This is a genomic window from Planococcus halocryophilus, assembly GCF_001687585.2.
Lineage (GTDB): Bacteria > Bacillota > Bacilli > Bacillales_A > Planococcaceae > Planococcus > Planococcus halocryophilus.
The window spans coordinates 573,311-589,513 of record NZ_CP016537.2 but is presented as its reverse complement, the minus strand read 5'-3'; the positions used below and the strand labels follow the sequence as shown (position 1 = coordinate 589,513).

The following is a 16,203-nucleotide window of genomic DNA, read 5'->3' as shown; positions in this document are numbered from 1 at the left end:
CTGCAGAAAAAAATCTGCAGTGGTTTTTTAATGAACCCATTTATAGCCGATTCCCCATACCGTCAGGAAATGATCATCGACGGGAAATCCTGCTTGGCGAACTTTTTCTCGAATATTGCGGACATGTGAATCGACTGTTCGTCCTTCTGTTTCCGAATCATAACCCCACACTAACTCTAATAACCGGTCGCGTTCGAATACTTTATTCGGATTTTTCATTAACAGTCCGAGCATTGAAAACTCTTTTGGGGTGAGGCGAATCGATTTTTGTTCATAATTCAATTCGAAACTTTCTTCGTCCCATACTAAGCCTTTAAACTCGAGTCGTTTTGCAGGAGCACTTCGGCGCAATAAAGCTTCCATGCGCGCGAGCAACTCTTCTTCGCCGAAAGGTTTTGTCATGTAATCGTCTGCACCGAGACGTAGTCCTTTGACGACGTCTTCTTGTTGTTCGCGAGCTGTCAGCATAATAATCGGGACACTCGAAAACTTGCGGATGTCTCGGCATACTTCCCAGCCATCCATATCTGGCATCATAATATCCAGCAACACCAAATCGAAAGATTCTTTTTTCAATAACTCCAATGCTTGTTTGCCATTGTCTGCTTTTGTGCAAACGTAGTTATGTGGCCGTAAATAAAGAGCAACCAAATCGAGCATTCGTTTTTCATCGTCCACTAACAATACTTTATGAATGGTCTCCACCTCTTTTCAACCGAATGGTCACAGTCGTTCCTTTGCCAAAATGACTGTCGATGTTGATCTGCCCACCATGCGATTCGATGATTTCTTTAGCAATTGCCAGTCCTAGTCCAGAACCGCCTCTTTCCCGTGATCTCGATTTTTCCACGCGGTAAAGTCGATCAAAAACAAACGGCAGTTCGTCTTCAGGTATTCCTTGCCCTTCGTCACTAATTCGGATTGCGATTTTATCATCTTCCTCAGTGCACGTCGTCTTCACGCCTCCGCCTGCAAACGAGTGCTTACGGGCGTTGTCTAAAATATTGAGCAACACTTGTTGAATGCGTTCGGAATCGATAAACGCTTGCAAGTCTTCGCTGCAATTTACCGACAAGGTGAGTTGTTTATCATCAAATCCTGGTTTCACTAAAACAGCAACGGAATTTAACAATTCAGCTACCGAGACGTCTTTTTGTTCAATCGCAAATTGATTGCGATCCAATTTCGCCAAATCAAATAAATTGCCAATCAATGAGGTTAAATGAGCGGTTTCTTCCCGTATAATACTTAAATATTCTTCGCGCTCTCGCTCTGTAGTATCTCCACGCTCCAAAATATCAGCATAGCCTTTAATATATGTTAGCGGTGTCCGCAATTCATGTGAAATACTCGACAGAAATTCATTACGCGCTTTTTTCAACCGGTCAAGGTCTGTCGATAGTTTGGTAATGGCATTCGCTAATTCACCAAGCTCATCATTTCGTTCATTTGTTAAATCGACTCGATTATTGCCTTGGCTTAACTGTTCAGTTGCTTTTTTCATGCGAATTAAGGGCAAGGTAATAAACCGTGACAACAGTAAAATCGTAATAATCGTTACCACCAATGCGATCAGCGCTACTAACAGAAATTGGTTTTTCAAATGAGCAACGATGCGGTCAATATTGTCGGTTGGCGAAAACATAAAGACATGACCCGCATGTTGTCCATCAATCGTGATTGGGCTATCTGTTGCGATGTAGCGCTTGTCTTGCCAATCCTCCTCGACAATTTCACCTTGTAGTGGCATGTCTTCAAATTCTGCATGTTCAAGTACATCCACCATTTCTGGTTCCAATGCATCCGAATTAACTAAGATTTCACCTTCTTCATCGGTAATAACAACAATAAAATCAGTTGCCGCTTCCATCATGCCCACGTGACTCAAAGTAACTTCCTCAAAACTATCGGCTAACACTTTGCTATGTGTTTCACCACGCGCTAGCAAATTCTCCATCACTTCGTCTACCCGTTCATTGACCAAAGTCACATACAGCGTTGTAAACAAGAACGCTTCAATAATTAAAATAAAGATAAAAAACAGCATACCGATTTTCAAAGATAGTTTATTGAACATAAGAACCTCCGCTGTTATCCAGCATTTCTTTTTATTGCTCTACTTGTCCAGCGTTTAAAATCTGCTTCCAGTTATCATCTTCAAAAATAAACGCGTGACCGGCTGCTGTGTAAATGGTAAGTTGTTCTTTTTGTAGCGGGTTTTGAGCGATGTATAAAATCCCATCTTCCGGTAAGTCCGGCAAGTCAATTGACTGCTCATTGCCCGTTTCTAATGTGTAGTTGATAAGCTCTGCTTGTGTGCCGTACGTTGCGAAATACAGCGACTCTTCATTGAAAAACACAGCCGTCCCAAAAACACCATCTTCTGTCAGTGGCGAAAAGCTATCTCCGCCATCTTCTGATAAGAAAACGCCCTCAGTTGAAGCTGCAGCAATTAATTGCGAATCACTTGGATGTATCGCAAAAGCAGACACTTCGCTCGGTAATCCCGATCCACTTACTTGTTGCCACTCTTCCCCTTCATTTTCACTATGAAAATATCCTGGGCCCATCTGAGAATTTTCTTGAGGGTTCATGACGAACATGTGATGGTTACGATAACCTACCGCCATATGATGAAAATCTGTTTCACCCTCAAAGCCCATGTGATCGAGTGAACGACCTCCGTCTTTACTTCGTTGGATCCCAATTGGATTTTGCATCATGGAACCCGGTCCTGGGTGGCCAGATGTATAAAATCCATCCGCTACTGCGTTAAATCCCATGTAATCATTCGCGTGTTCAGTTGCTTCTAACCACTGTCCATCACGGTAAATTCGTAAGCCATTATGCGATGCCAAATATAAGCCTTCTTCATTTTCGATATAGCCCATGCCATGGACATGCTCGATGTTACCATCGAATGCTACTTCAAAATCCTCCGAATTTGATGTAGTTGATTCTTCGCTTTGTGCGCATCCGACAAGCAGCAATCCTGTCATTATAGGAGTTAAAATCCATCTTGCTTTCATTTTATTCATCCTCCGATCGTTATTTAGGTTTCATTGTACAGGAAAAGTTTTGAGTTTTGGTGCAGATTCTGCACAGCAATTGCACAATTTGAGGGTAAAGTACACTTACTAACAAAATGAAAGAGGGATTTAGATGATTAAAAAGAAATTTTTGCTATTAACGATGTCGACTTTAACAGCCATTACATTAGCTGCTTGCAGTGATACAGAAGAAGATATGAACCCAGCAGACCCAGAAACTGACGTTGAAATGAATGAAGATATGGATGAAGATATGAATGAAGAAGCGGATGCGGGACACGGAGAAATGGATCATTCTAGTTCTGGCGAAGTGCCTGAAGGATTGGCAGAGTCGGATAGTCCAACATTTGAAGTTGGCAGCCAAGCGATAATCAATGCTGATCATATGCCAGGAATGGATGGTGCTGAAGCGACTATCGTCGGCGCATACGACACAACGGTTTACGCATTGAGCTTTACACCAACTACAGGCGGCGAACCCGTTGAAAATCACAAATGGGTCATTCATGAAGAGTTAGAAGATGCTGGCGACATGCCACTTTCAGCTGGCGATGAAGCAGTAATTGCTGCAGATCATATGGAAGGCATGGACGGGGCTACTGCAACCATCGATATTGCAGAAGAAACGACTGTTTACATGGTCGACTTTACCACTACTGACAGCGGTGACGAAGTAGTTAATCACAAATGGGTAACTGAAAGCGAGTTATCTGCTGAATAAATGATGACATCCCCTGCATGTTGCAGGGGATTTTTTTGTGGGAGGATGTTCTGTGTGGTGCGTTGGGGGTTTACGCGCGGCTGGGTGGTGCTTGCGCGCGGTGTGGCGGTGCTTACGCGCGGTCCTGTCAAAATATGCGCGGTCCGCAATTCTTACGCACGCTCCAGCGAAAATACGCGCGAGCTCGAGAGTTACGCGCGGTGATGGAAAAATACGCACGGTTGCGCGATGGTTACGCGCGGTCCTGAAAAAATACGCGCGGCCCGCAATTCTTACGCACGCTCCAGCGAAAATACGCGCGAGCTCGAGAGTTACGCGCGGTGATGGAAAAATACGCACGGTTGCGCGATGGTTACGCGCGGTCCTGAAAAAATACGCGCGGTCCGCAATTCTTACGCACGCTCCAGCGAAAATACGCACGCACCACAAAACCTACCAAAAAACCAAACCCCCAATTACACAAAAAAAGCACGGCAGAAAAATCTGCCGTGCGCTAAACCTAACCCCTTAAGACAGCAACGAAATTCGCTCACTGTACGTGTCGATCAAGTTTTGATTATGTTCGTCGGACCCGTCGATATTGCCACTTAAAAATATCGGCGGCGCAAATCCAGCGTCTGCCATTTCTTTAATCGCTTCTGCAAAAATCGCATTCAAGATTGTGGCTCCGACTACTGTTGATGTCGGACCGAATGGAACATCAACGCCTTCGTACGATAAGACCGCATCTCCTGAAACAGAATGATTGTCGATTACCAAATCTACCGAATTGAAAAGATGTTTGCCGGTGCTATGTCGAGAGGCCTGACTGCTTGAATAAGCAAGCGAGGTAATGCCAATCACAAATGCGCCTTTTTCACGTGCTGCTAGAGCTACGTCTACCGGCACTGGATTGCGACCAGATGTTGAAATAACAAAAACCACATCGTCTTTTTGAAAATCCTGGTCTTTCAAGAAACTCGCTGCATAGTCATTTTGACGCTCTAGCTGAGATGACTGAACTGCGCCTTCGTGCAACATTAACGGTTCCACGAAAATCGGCTTGATCGGCACCAAGCCACCAGCACGGTAAAACACTTCTTCGGTCAAAATATGTGAGTGTCCACAACCAAATAATTGGATAATGCCACCCGATTGGATAGCAGTTGCAACTTTTTTAGCAGCGGACAGCATCGCTTGTGTTTCATTTTCTTCGACAAGTTCTAGACGTTCATGCGCTTGCTTGAAATAGCTTTTTAACATTGTGACTCAACTCCACATCAGATAGATACTTATGCTTCCCCAAGTCCTTCAGCGATGATTAGTTCGTCTACTTTTGCCATCAATGATTCTTCATCGCTACCGTCAGCTGTAATTTTAACCGTATTGCCTTTTGAAACGCCAAGTGACATGACGCCCATAATTGATTTTAAGTTTACTTCTTTTTCTTTATAAAGCATTTTTACTTCAGCTGCAAATGGTGATACTGCCCCTACTAATTTTGATGCCGGACGTGCGTGAAGCCCTTCGTCGCTTGTAATTGTATAACTTTTTTCAATCATGTCCATTTCTCCTTTTTGATTAACGTTTAATTTCGGTTGTGAATTTATAGCGATCTGCCCGGTACGTACTGCGTACCAATTCAAATGGCAAGTCGCCATCCAAATAGCTGATGCGTTCAATCATTAAGATAGCGGCTGGCACATCGATTTGTAGCAGTTCGGCATCTTCTTTTTTGACCATTCCAGCTTCCATCCGCTGGGTGGCATGACTGATTTTCAGCTGCTGATTGTTTTCTATCATCGCATACAGCGATCCTTGTAGCAAATCTCGGTGTAAGCCCGGAAAACGTTCGACCGGCAAATAGGTCCGTTCGATGGCCATGGTCTTGTCATCAGCAAAACGAATCCGTTCGATAAAGTAAACTTTGTCGCCGTCAACCAGCTGCAAATCGGCTGCAACATCAGCGTCAGGTTCCAAAATTTCAAAGCCGATGATTTTATTACTCGGTACCATGCCGCGAGCTAGCATGTCTTCTGTAAAACTCGTCAAGCCATTTAATGGCTGCTCCACTTTAGGAGCAGCAACAAATGTGCCACGGCCTTTTTCTCGATACAGCAAACCTTCATTGACCAAGTTGGTAACCGACTGGCGCACCGTCATCCGGCTGACTCCGAAGGATTCGGTCAACTCACGTTCAGATGGAATCGCCGTACCCACTAAAAAATCTCCTTGTTGAATTTGCTTTTTCAACTGTTCTTCTATTTGAATGTAAATCGGAATTGGCGATTGTTTGTCCAGCACTGTGATCACTCCTCGTTTGCCGCTACCAAGCTATATGCTTCCTTATCCACAATTAGTGTAACACGATTGTGTTTCCATAAAAACGACGCTGGAAACTCTTCACTAACTCGCCCAGCCAACAAACGCTTGACTGCCTGCGCTTTGTTTTTCCCAGAAACCAAGACGAGAATTTGTTTACTTTTTAAAATCGACTCAATTCCCATCGTAATCGCATGTGTAGGGACTTCATCACGGTCACTGAAAAAACGGGCATTGCTGTTTCGTGTTGATGGATCAAGCGATACGCAATGTGTCACACTTTCTTCTTTCGTGCCAGGCTCGTTAAAGCCGATATGGCCGTTCATTCCCATGCCGAGAATTTGTAAATCGGGTGGACCAATTTCATGAATCAACGCTTCGTAACGTTCGCATTCTGCTTCAACTGACTTTGCTTTGCCATCTGGAATATGCGTGTTTTCTAAATCAATATCAATATGGCCAAACAGTTTTTTATTCATAAAATAGCGGTAGCTGTTCGGATGAGTTCCTGCTAATCCTCGGTATTCATCCAAGTTTACGGTGTGGATATTCCGGTACGAAATACCGCGCTCTTTCACACCTTGAATAAGGTTTTCATACAGGCCAAGCGGTGTCGAACCCGTTGCAAGTCCGAGCACCGAATGATCGTTCCCTAAAATTTGTTGCTCTACTAACTCTGCCGCCTTGCTGCTCATCTCTTCGTAGTTTTCGACACGTATTAGTTTCATACTTAACTCTCCTTCTTATGAGCAATCGTTCCTCTGCAAATCGTCAGTTGAACAGTAAAGCTGTCGTCTACAATCGCTAGGTCTGCGTCCATGCCAGCTTGTAACTTGCCTTTTTTCGAAAGTCCCAGTGCTGCTGCTGCGTTGGCAGAAGTCATCGCCACTAGCTCATTCAAACTGCAACGCGTAATCGACTGGACATTTTGAATAGCCTTTTCCATCGTTAAAATACTGCCTGCTAACGTGCCATCAGCAAGTCGTGCATCTTTTTCAGTTACTTGCACATCTTGTCCGCCCAAATCGTAAACTCCCGCCGACAAACCTTTCGCGCGCATCGCATCCGTAATCAGGATGACGCGTTCCGCCCCTTTTTGTCGGAAAGCCAGTTCAACAGCAGACGAATGACTGTGAATAAAATCAGCGATTACTTCTACAGACAAATCGTCTTCTAACAATGCGGCGCCTACTACGCCCGGATTGCGGTGGTGAAGTGGACTCATTTGATTGTAAAGATGCGTCACATGTTTTGCTCCGCTACGCACAGCCTTTTGCACTTCTTCAAATGTAGCGTCTGAATGTCCAATCGATACCGTTACACCCCCATTTGCTAAACTTTGGATAAACGTTGAGTCAGTTGCTGTTTCAGGAGCCATGGTCACGACACGAATTTGATCGCCACTAAGCTTTTGCCATTTCTTAAATAGCGGCAAAGATGGCGCGATAATGTGTTCAATGGGTTGAGCGCCTGCGCGTTTTTCTGAAATAAACGGTCCTTCTAAGTGAACACCCAGCATTTCTGCTTGACCTTCTTGCGCTTTAAACGCTTGAATGTTTTGCAGCGCGGCTGAAATTGCTTCATCGGTTTGCGTCATTGTCGTCGCAAGAAAACTTGTTGTGCCTTCTTTCGGCAAAGCACCTGCTAAGCCATTTAACGCTTCGGGAGTGCCGTCCATCACATCATGTCCAGCAGCTCCGTGAATATGAATGTCGATAAATCCTGGAAACGCTGTCCAGTTTTTACCGGTTGCATCGATATAGCTATTTGCTTGTACCTCAAGCTTTTCAGCAACGTGTGTGATTTGTCCATCTTCCATAAAGATATCTCCTACAAAACTTTCTTCTTTAGCATCCGCAATGGTGATGCCTGAAATTAATAAACTTTTCTTCATTTGGACCACTCCTTGCGAAAAACTAGGAAAATCTCGGCGGATGTCCCTGGTTTTCAACTTTAGTTATTCGACTTTCAGAATGGAAGCTGTTCCTTGTTCTTGGAAGCCGTCTTTTATCATCGTCACTTTTTGTTCTGTTAAGTTTGTAAAAATGATAGGTGTCGCAATCGAAGGCGCATTTGCTTTTAAGAATTCCAGATCCAGTTTTAACAAAGCATCTCCACGTTGCACTAATGTGTCTTGTTCTACTAAGGTTTCAAAGCCTTGTCCTTTTAATTTAACCGTATCCAAACCAACATGGATTAACAGGTCGACTCCTGTATCTGTTTGAATACCGATGGCGTGTTTTGTTGGGAACACACTAACGACACGACCATTTACTGGAGAATAAAGAGTGTCGCCAGTTGGCATAATCGCAAACCCTTGTCCCATCATGCCTTTTGCAAATACTTCATCAGGCACTTCAGACAATGGAATGATGTCACCTTGAATCGGCATTTCAAAATCTTTCGCCGCAATCGCTTGAACTGCCGCCGCTTCGTTTGTTTTCTCTTCTTCTACTACTGATAAATCGCTAGGAGCAGGATTGCTACTTGCTAGGCGTGGCTTCATTGCATCTGCTAAAAATTCAACTGCCGTTCCGATTACTACTTGAACGTTTGTTTTATTTATTTTCATCACGCCCATCGCACCATGGCGTTTTAATTCTTTTTCGTTTACTAGATCTGAATCTTTAACTGTCATACGAAGACGCGTCGTACAATAATCGACTGCAACGACATTTTCAACGCCGCCAAGCCCTTCAATTGTATGAAATGCGCGAACATCAACTGCTTTGTTGCCTGACCCTGCATTTTCTGCACCATCTTCGTCTTCTTCTTCACGACCAGGTGTTTGTAGGTCGAACTTGATAATCAAGAAGTAGAAAATCACAAAGTATACTGCTCCAACAACCAGTCCCATGACGAGAAGCATTAGTGGATTCGTTGCCAGTCCGTAATTGAGAACATAGTCAATCGCTCCTGCAGAAAAACCGAAACCGTGATGAATATCTAATGCATATGCAACCATCATCGACACACCCGTCAATAATGCGTGGATCACATATAAAATAGGAGACAAGAACATGAACGAGAATTCAATGGGTTCTGTAATTCCTGTTAAGAATGATGTAAACGCGATACTGAAAAGCATCCCGCCAACAACTGCTTTACGCTCTTTTTTAGCAGCCACATACATTGCAAGACACGCTGATGGTAAACCGAACATCATAATTGGGAAGAAACCAGACAAGAATGGTCCTGCTGTTGGATCCCCTTTTAGGAAACGGTTAATCTCTCCGCGTACCACTTCACCAGAAGCATCTGTAAATGTACCAAAATCAAACCAAACAATTGTGTTGATGACATGGTGCAATCCCGTTGGTAACAATAAACGGTTTAAGAATCCATATGCGCCGACACCAAACATCCCGGCATTTAAAATCCACTCACCTGCACTATCAATTCCTTCTTGAATGGGTGGCCATGCATATCCAAGAACACCAGCTAAAATGGTCATCGTCGCTGCGGTAACGATTGGCACAAATCGTCTCCCCCCGAAGAACGCGAGCCATTGCGGGAATTTCACATTATAGAATTTATTGTATAAAAGACCCCCGACGATACCGGATAAAATACCGGCGAAAACACCCATATTTATCGTATCGTTAATCGTTACGATGGCTGAAGTTAAAACAAGATAAGCGACAGCACCCGCTAAAGCTGCTCCACCGTTACCATCATGAGCGAGACCCATGGCAATACCGATTGCAAAAATGATTGCCAAGTTATCGATAATTCCGGCACCGGCAGCTGACATAAACGGAATGCCAAGCAAATCATCTTGTCCAAAACGTAGCAACAAAGCTGCGGCTGGCAATGTAGCGATTGGGAACATTAATGATTTCCCTATTTTTTGTAGAAAACTGAACATAAATTTCCACCCCTTTTGTATATTCTTAATTTTCACTATAAACACAATAGGTATAGTTGTCTATACCAATTTAAGAACTTTTTAAAATAAAGTAAGCGTTTTCTTATGAATGCCGACAAACTCCAGTGTCTATGGCCTTTTTTACATACCGACACACGCAGCGAGCAAATTGGATTTGAGCGCACGGCAGGTTTTTCTGCCGTGCTTTTTTGTGTAATTGGGGTTGGGGGTTTTGCGTAGAATTTGCGGGGCGCGCGTAAGCATAGCTCAACCGCGCGTATTTTCCGAGGACCGCGCACAACCTATCCCGCACCGTGCGTATTTCTACAGAAACGTGCGTAAGTTCCGAGGTCGCGCATACTTCTGCTGGACCGCGCGTAAGCATCGCTCAACCGTGCGTATTTTCCGAGGAACGCGCACAACCTATCCCACACCGTGCGTATTTCTACAGAAACGTGCGTAAGTTCCGAGGTCGCGCATACTTCTGCTGGACCGCGCGTAAGTACCGCTCAAACGTGCGTATTTTCCGAGGACCGCGCACAACCTATCCCACACCGTGCGTATTTCTACAGAAACGTGCGTAAGTTCCGAGGTCGCGCATACTTCTGCTGGACCGCGCGTAAGCATCGCTCAACCGTGCGTATTTTCCGAGGACCGCACACAACCTATCCCACACCGTGCGTATTTCTACAGAAACGTGCGTATTTTCCGAGATCGCGCCTATTTCTGCTGGACCGCGCGTAAGCATCGCTCAACCGTGCGTATTCTCCGAGGAACGCGCACAACCTATCCCACACCGTGCGTATTTCTACAGAAACGTGCATATCCTCCCCCGCATCGCGCTTATCGATCTACAGCTAAAAACCCTCTGCGATTTCCCACAAAAAAACTGCAGCTAACTCGACTAGTTCGAGTTACTCTACAGTTTGAATAGCTAATTTCTTCTTCAATTCCATTCAATTTGAAATTTAACGCCACCTTTAATGGATGTCAGTAGCGCTAGATCTTCTTCTATCACTTTGCCAATCACATTCACTTTATCATCAGCTGGCAAATCTCTTTTCGTAATTTGCAGCTCGCCTCGATATCGTCCGTACCGTTCATTATCCACCGTGATGCTTCCTTTAATTCGAATAATGGTATTTTCGGGTTTCAATAAGTGAGTGCCGATTAATCCATATTGACGAGATTCTATTGATTGACTGCAAAACCGGACAGCAAGTTTCTGCTGTCCGGTCCATTCGTTTAAGATGCGGCTGTTGCGGTATTGTCTTTTTTGCTTTTCAGGAAATTGATTAGGAATATTCCAAGCACAATGGTCAAACCGATAATATCGGTATACGTTTCTGGAACAATTAACAGTAAAGCACCCGCTCCAAGTACGATACGGAATACAATATTAAGTTTCGATTGGAAATAGCCTTCTGCTGCAGAACTTAATCCAATAATACCGATTATAGCGGTTATGGTGATCGTCAATATCTCCCATATCGGAGGTAAAGCGAATTCTGTCGCATTGACTGCAATATTTGTCGTATCGATCATTAACATGGCTGGATTATAAACAAACAAATACGGGATAATAAACCCGGCGATCGATAAACGCAATGCGTTCAAGCCGGTCCTCATCGGATCGCCTCCTGATATTCCAGCACCTGCAAATGCAGCGAGTGCAACCGGCGGTGTAATATTGGCGAAAATACCGAAGTAGAATACAAACAGATGCGCAACTAGCACTGGAATACCGAATTCAGCAAGTGCCGGTGCCGTCATTGTCGCAGTAATAATGTAAGCGGGAATTGATGGCAAGCCCATACCCAATACAATAGAAGCAAGCATGGTTAGGAACAACGTCCAAAACAGCGAACCTGCACCAAAGCTTGTAATAGCTGAAGTCATGACTGTACCAAAACTAGTCAAACTAACAACTCCGATAATAATCCCAACGACCGCACAGGCAATCATAACCGAGAGCGATTGGCGTGCACCATTTTCCATTGCTTCAAGTATGTCTTTAAAGCCCATGCGCGTGGATTTTCTGAATCCTGCAACGACTACCGTTAGAACAATTGTATAGAATGCAGCATAAGCAATTGGCATGCCTGTATAAAGCATGAAAATCAAACCAACAATCGGTAACAGTAAATGACCTTTGTCTTTGAGTACTTCTTTTGTTCTCGGCAAATCCGCTTTCGGAATGCCTTTCAGGTTTTCTTTACCCGCACGAAAATGTACTTGCATAATAACACCAAGGAAATACAAAACTGCTGGTAATAAAGCAGCAAGTGCAATCGTACCGTAAGCGATGCCTGTGGTTTCCGCCATGATGAATGCACTCGCGCCCATAATCGGCGGCAAAATCTGCCCACCCACGGAGGCACTTGCTTCGACGGCGCCTGCGAAGTTTTTATTGTATCCGATTTTTTTCATCAATGGAATAGTAAAAGCACCGGTTCCGACAACGTTAGCAATTGCTGAACCGTTAATACTGCCCATAAATCCACTAGAGATAACCGCTACTTTAGCAGGTCCCCCTTGCTTGCTACCTGCTAAAGCCATCGCCAAATCGTTAAACAATTGACCCATTCCGGATTTGGCTAAAAATGCGCCAAACAAAATAAACAGGAAGATAAACTGCAAAGAAGCAGAAATGGCGGTGGAATAAAGACCTTCTGTTTTCAAATACAGTTGTCCAAAAATATCGCCTAGGTCAAACTGCCGTGTCATCAACATATCCGGCATCCAAATAAAGTGACTGATAAATGGATAAGCTAAAAATACTAAAGCTAAAATTGGTAAGATGATACCCGTTACGCGTCTAGCTGCTTCTAGCACCAATACAACCGTCAATATGGCGAAAATAATATCCAATGTATTTGGAATTCCGCCGCGTGTGGTCATGATATCGTTGTATTCATACATCAAATACCCTGCCGTGCCCAAACTGAAGATAAATAAAATCCAGTCGTAAAACGGTATTTTCGTACGATCCTGCTTTTTAAAGGTTGGATACACAAGGAATACTAAGCCCATCCCGACCGCTACGTGGATAGAACGCGCCTGCAAGGCTGGAAGCGGATTGAACGTGACATAGAGATGGTAAACCGAATAAGCAATCGCAATCGCTGCGATCAACCAAACCAGTTTACGGTTTTTTAGTTTACGAACTTTGGCATCAGTATCATACTTTTCCAGCACTTCCTGGCTGAGGGTTTTATCTTCTTCATGAGCTGAGACGCTTTCGACGTCCAAATCTCGGTTGTCTTTTGTCATAGTTTGTTCCCCCTTACATACTCCCAAAGATTGATCCATTCAATCGTAATCGTAACGAACTCATAATCTTTCGTATACTCATATAACAGAATTTCCTTGTTCGCTGTTGTAATTGTTGTTTGCGCATTTTGGGATACTGTTAAATTCATTTCCTTATAAGGATGGTTGATTTTCATATGAACAAACCCATCGTCAGAAGGAATGATTTCGCCATCTGAAGGAACACCAGCACCATAGGTTTTGAACTTTGTTTCTGTCAGAAGAAGTTTGTCACTCTTGCGTTCATAAAATTCCAACCATTCTTCCTTCTCGACAGAATGAATCCACTTTAACTGAAACTCTGTTTCCAATAAGTAATAGCGCTCGTCTTCAAAGTCAAATTGCACAACGGGCATCCGCCACAGCAGAAGAAAAAGGAGCACAATCGAACATGCTCCCCCTACCCAAAACTTATTGTTCATCGTAGTAGCGCTGTGCTCCTGGATGTAACGGTGCGACAAGGCCTTCTTGTGCCGCTTCTAATGAAATGTCCGAAGCTGCTTGGTGAGCGTTCTCCAAAGTATCTAGATTTTCAAAGAAAGCTTTCGTCAATTTGTAAACATCATCTTCACTCATATCCGAACGAACTACTAACGCGTTCATGATGGCCGCAGTTGGTATTGCTTCTTCGTTGCCGTAAGTATCTGCTGGAATTTCAAGTGGCAGGAAGTAAGATTTATCTGCTGCAACACGTTCAACATCTTCTGGTGAGATGGAAACCATACGAATATCTAGTGTTTCAGATAACTCTAGAAGTGAAGCGTTCGGTAAGCCACTTGTCAGGAATGCTGCATCAATCTGTCCGGCACGCAGTCCGTCAGCTGCTTCTGCATAACCTAAATAATCTACATCAATATCGTCGTATGTAATGCCATAACCTTCGAGAAGTGTACGTGCATTTACTTCTACTCCAGAGTTTTGATCTCCTACAGCAATTCGTTTGCCGCGCAAGTCTTCAAAAGTTTCAATTCCTGAATCTGCCGTCGTTACGATTTGAACGTAGTTCGGATACAAAGCAGCGATTTGGCTAATTTTATCCGTTGGCTCCGTAAAGCCTTCTGTTCCTTCTACTGCTTGACTCACAACATCACTCATCGTGAAAGCCATTTCAATTTTGTCTTCTTTGATCAAGTTAACGTTCTCAACAGAAGCACCTGTTGTTTGCGTTCTTGAATTGACATCATATGTAGAACTATAAGTTTCTGCTAGTGTCGAACCGATGATGTTATATGGACCCGATGCCCCACCTGTCGCGATTGTCACAATGTTCGCTTCTAATCCTTCAGCGTCCCCGCCTTCAGTTGGTGCTGCCTCGTCTTCTCCACACGCAGCTAACGCTAAACTGCTAGCAACCATTAAAGATAATGCGCTTACTTTCATTTTTTTCATTCTTCTACCCCCTATGTTTTTTTCATTATAGCGAAATTATACCATTAATTATATAGAATATTCGTTTTTTTCCGATTAAACCATTAATTAAAACAATTTTTTAGAAAGATTTATTTTGTTGACAGTTTCATTAAACAGGAATAGAGTAGGCTCATATTTTACTTCGATAGTATGAGGAAGTGTCTAGTATGCGGTCCTGGAAAAAAAAGCGGATGGCTGTTTCTCCGCCATTGGTGATATCCGGAAGTTTTCTATTTTTAATTATGTTAGGTACTTTACTTTTGAAGCTACCGTTTGCCACTACCCAGCCGATTTCTTGGACTGATGCCTTGTTCACTGCTACCTCCGCTACTACGGTGACGGGACTAAGTGTATTTGATCCAGGAACTGTCCTTACTGCTTTTGGAGAATTGGTTCTTCTTGTGCTCATTCAGTGTGGCGGCATTGGCTTAATGACGTTTGCGGTCGCGATTCTTATTTTATTCCGCAAAAAAGTTGGTCTACAACATCGAATTTATTTACAGGAATCGTTCACACAAAGTTCAATCGGTGGAATCGTCAAACTCGTGAAATTGATTTTGACGTTTGCTTTAACGGTAGAGGCTGTCGCAACAATCCTTTTGACCATTTACTGGATACCGCAATTTGGTTTTAAAGATGCACTCAATTACAGCATTTTTCATGTCATCTCTGCTTTTAATAACGCAGGGTTTTCTTTATTCCCTGACAACATGATTAGTTTTGCTGGCGATCCACTGGTGACGGTATTGATTTCTTCCTTGTTCATTATCGGAGGAATTGGTTTCACAGTCGTTATGGATGTTGCACAAAAGAAATCATTTCGCCGGTGGGCATTGCACACGAAGTTAATGGTAGGCGGTACCTTAATATTAAATAGCTTAGCCATGTTGGTGTTCTTTCTACTGGAATACAACAATCCCGGAACACTTGGCAATATGTCGTTGTTTGATAAACTGGTGACTTCTTATTTTAGTGCTGTAACGCCAAGAACTGCTGGATTCAATATGTTGGACTACGGCGCACTTGAAGACCCGACTTTGTTGTTCACCATGCTGTTGATGTTTATTGGCGGCGGCAGTGCGTCAACGGCTTCGGGTATTAAGCTGACCACTTTTATTGTGGTTATCCTAGCTACCGTTTCTTTTCTGCGATCACGGCGAGAACCGGAAATCTTTGGCCGCTCTATTCGACTAGAGACCGTCATTCGCTCACTTGCCATCACGACGATTAGCGTCTTGCTCGTTGTTTTATTCTTATTCCTATTAACCGTATCCGAAAAAATCCCGTTCTTGCCTTTAGCATTTGAAGTCGTCTCAGCGTTTGGAACTGTCGGCTTGTCGATGGGCATTAGCGGGGACATGACTAGCATTGGCGAAGTTTTATTAAGCATCGTCATGTTCACAGGCCGCATCGGTCCATTGACCTTGTTCTTTATCTTAATGAAACCGCGCAAAGAAAATTATCGGTATCCTTATGACCCAGTATTTACTGGATGAACGCAAAAAAGCGCAGTTCCGAATGTTTCGGAACTGCGCTTTTTA

General features: G+C 43.6%; 15 protein-coding genes. 2 read left to right on the top strand and 13 right to left on the bottom strand.

Features of this window, described 5'->3' with window-relative positions:
• Positions 1 to 27 precede the first annotated feature (27 nt).
• From BBI08_RS03055 to BBI08_RS03045, 3 genes are read right to left on the bottom strand one after another with little or no spacing between them, the layout of a single operon-like run.
• A complete protein-coding gene (locus tag BBI08_RS03055; RefSeq protein WP_236610176.1) occupies positions 28 to 696 on the bottom strand; it encodes a response regulator transcription factor in 669 nt (222 codons plus the stop codon).
• Positions 689 to 2,077 (bottom strand): sensor histidine kinase, encoded by a 1,389-nt coding sequence (locus tag BBI08_RS03050; protein WP_008497346.1) that lies wholly within the window; start codon positions 2,075 to 2,077, stop codon positions 689 to 691. The genes BBI08_RS03055 and BBI08_RS03050 overlap by 8 nt, the downstream gene beginning before the upstream one ends.
• Before the next feature lie 31 nt (positions 2,078 to 2,108).
• Complete coding sequence (locus BBI08_RS03045) at positions 2,109 to 3,029, bottom strand: F510_1955 family glycosylhydrolase (RefSeq protein WP_008497347.1); 921 nt, start codon at positions 3,027 to 3,029, stop codon at positions 2,109 to 2,111.
• A 133-nt stretch (positions 3,030 to 3,162) separates the two neighbouring features.
• On the opposite strand from BBI08_RS03045, the gene BBI08_RS03040 reads away from it, so the two are divergent.
• Entirely contained in the window at positions 3,163 to 3,771 is a 609-nt protein-coding gene (locus tag BBI08_RS03040) for a YdhK family protein (protein ID WP_008497348.1), read from the top strand.
• Between the two features lie 507 nt (positions 3,772 to 4,278).
• Here BBI08_RS03040 and BBI08_RS03030 read toward each other — a convergent pair.
• The 10 genes from BBI08_RS03030 to BBI08_RS02990 all read right to left on the bottom strand — a co-directional run bounded on the left by BBI08_RS03030 (position 4,279) and on the right by BBI08_RS02990 (position 14,641).
• Entirely contained in the window at positions 4,279 to 5,013 is a 735-nt protein-coding gene (locus tag BBI08_RS03030) for an SIS domain-containing protein (protein WP_008497349.1), read from the bottom strand.
• Positions 5,014 to 5,042: 29 nt separating this feature from the next.
• Positions 5,043 to 5,312 (bottom strand): phosphocarrier protein HPr, encoded by a 270-nt coding sequence (locus tag BBI08_RS03025; protein ID WP_008432745.1) that lies wholly within the window; start codon positions 5,310 to 5,312, stop codon positions 5,043 to 5,045.
• Positions 5,313 to 5,331: 19 nt separating this feature from the next.
• Entirely contained in the window at positions 5,332 to 6,054 is a 723-nt protein-coding gene (locus tag BBI08_RS03020; RefSeq protein ID WP_008497350.1) for a GntR family transcriptional regulator, read from the bottom strand.
• Between the two features lie 5 nt (positions 6,055 to 6,059).
• Positions 6,060 to 6,800: a glucosamine-6-phosphate deaminase gene (gene nagB, locus BBI08_RS03015; RefSeq protein ID WP_065528476.1), complete on the bottom strand. Its 741-nt coding sequence runs from the start codon at positions 6,798 to 6,800 to the stop codon at positions 6,060 to 6,062.
• A 2-nt stretch (positions 6,801 to 6,802) separates the two neighbouring features.
• Positions 6,803 to 7,966: an N-acetylglucosamine-6-phosphate deacetylase gene (nagA, locus tag BBI08_RS03010; protein WP_008497351.1), complete on the bottom strand. Its 1,164-nt coding sequence runs from the start codon at positions 7,964 to 7,966 to the stop codon at positions 6,803 to 6,805.
• Positions 7,967 to 8,029: 63 nt separating this feature from the next.
• Positions 8,030 to 9,940 carry an N-acetylglucosamine-specific PTS transporter subunit IIBC gene (gene nagE, locus BBI08_RS03005; RefSeq protein ID WP_008497352.1) on the bottom strand — a complete coding sequence of 637 codons (1,911 nt, stop codon included), beginning with the start codon at positions 9,938 to 9,940 and terminating at the stop codon, positions 8,030 to 8,032.
• Positions 9,941 to 10,886: 946 nt separating this feature from the next.
• The gene (locus tag BBI08_RS16850) at positions 10,887 to 11,096 is read right to left on the bottom strand and encodes a phospho-sugar glycosidase domain-containing protein (RefSeq protein WP_236610172.1); all 210 of its coding nucleotides are present in this window, start codon (positions 11,094 to 11,096) and stop codon (positions 10,887 to 10,889) included.
• 89 nt (positions 11,097 to 11,185) lie between these two features.
• Positions 11,186 to 13,213 carry a TRAP transporter permease gene (locus tag BBI08_RS03000; RefSeq protein ID WP_065528475.1) on the bottom strand — a complete coding sequence of 676 codons (2,028 nt, stop codon included), beginning with the start codon at positions 13,211 to 13,213 and terminating at the stop codon, positions 11,186 to 11,188.
• Positions 13,210 to 13,674, bottom strand: a complete 465-nt coding sequence (locus tag BBI08_RS02995; protein ID WP_065528474.1) for a DUF1850 domain-containing protein — start codon at positions 13,672 to 13,674, stop codon at positions 13,210 to 13,212. The genes BBI08_RS03000 and BBI08_RS02995 overlap by 4 nt, the downstream gene beginning before the upstream one ends.
• Positions 13,664 to 14,641, bottom strand: coding sequence for a TAXI family TRAP transporter solute-binding subunit (locus BBI08_RS02990; RefSeq protein WP_008497357.1), 978 nt, complete (start codon positions 14,639 to 14,641; stop codon positions 13,664 to 13,666). The genes BBI08_RS02995 and BBI08_RS02990 overlap by 11 nt, the downstream gene beginning before the upstream one ends.
• Positions 14,642 to 14,829: 188 nt before the next feature.
• Between BBI08_RS02990 and BBI08_RS02985 the strand changes: the two genes are divergently transcribed.
• Positions 14,830 to 16,158 (top strand): TrkH family potassium uptake protein, encoded by a 1,329-nt coding sequence (locus BBI08_RS02985; protein WP_040850737.1) that lies wholly within the window; start codon positions 14,830 to 14,832, stop codon positions 16,156 to 16,158.
• Positions 16,159 to 16,203: the final 45 nt, after the last annotated feature.

Excerpts from the sequence above, each read along its gene's own strand:
- BBI08_RS03050 (WP_008497346.1), bottom strand. The coding sequence starts at position 2,077 with ATGTTCAATAAACTATCTTTGAAAATCGGTATGCTGTTTTTTATCTTT.
- BBI08_RS03045 (WP_008497347.1), bottom strand. The coding sequence starts at position 3,029 with ATGAAAGCAAGATGGATTTTAACTCCTATAATGACAGGATTGCTGCTT.
- BBI08_RS03040 (WP_008497348.1), top strand. The coding sequence starts at position 3,163 with ATGATTAAAAAGAAATTTTTGCTATTAACGATGTCGACTTTAACAGCC.
- BBI08_RS03030 (WP_008497349.1), bottom strand. The coding sequence starts at position 5,013 with ATGTTAAAAAGCTATTTCAAGCAAGCGCATGAACGTCTAGAACTTGTC.
- BBI08_RS03025 (WP_008432745.1), bottom strand. The coding sequence starts at position 5,312 with ATGATTGAAAAAAGTTATACAATTACAAGCGACGAAGGGCTTCACGCA.
- nagB (WP_065528476.1), bottom strand. The coding sequence starts at position 6,800 with ATGAAACTAATACGTGTCGAAAACTACGAAGAGATGAGCAGCAAGGCG.
- nagA (WP_008497351.1), bottom strand. The coding sequence starts at position 7,966 with ATGAAGAAAAGTTTATTAATTTCAGGCATCACCATTGCGGATGCTAAA.
- nagE (WP_008497352.1), bottom strand. The coding sequence starts at position 9,940 with ATGTTCAGTTTTCTACAAAAAATAGGGAAATCATTAATGTTCCCAATC.
- BBI08_RS03000 (WP_065528475.1), bottom strand. The coding sequence starts at position 13,213 with ATGACAAAAGACAACCGAGATTTGGACGTCGAAAGCGTCTCAGCTCAT.
- BBI08_RS02995 (WP_065528474.1), bottom strand. The coding sequence starts at position 13,674 with ATGAACAATAAGTTTTGGGTAGGGGGAGCATGTTCGATTGTGCTCCTT.
- BBI08_RS02990 (WP_008497357.1), bottom strand. The coding sequence starts at position 14,641 with ATGAAAAAAATGAAAGTAAGCGCATTATCTTTAATGGTTGCTAGCAGT.
- BBI08_RS02985 (WP_040850737.1), top strand. The coding sequence starts at position 14,830 with ATGCGGTCCTGGAAAAAAAAGCGGATGGCTGTTTCTCCGCCATTGGTG.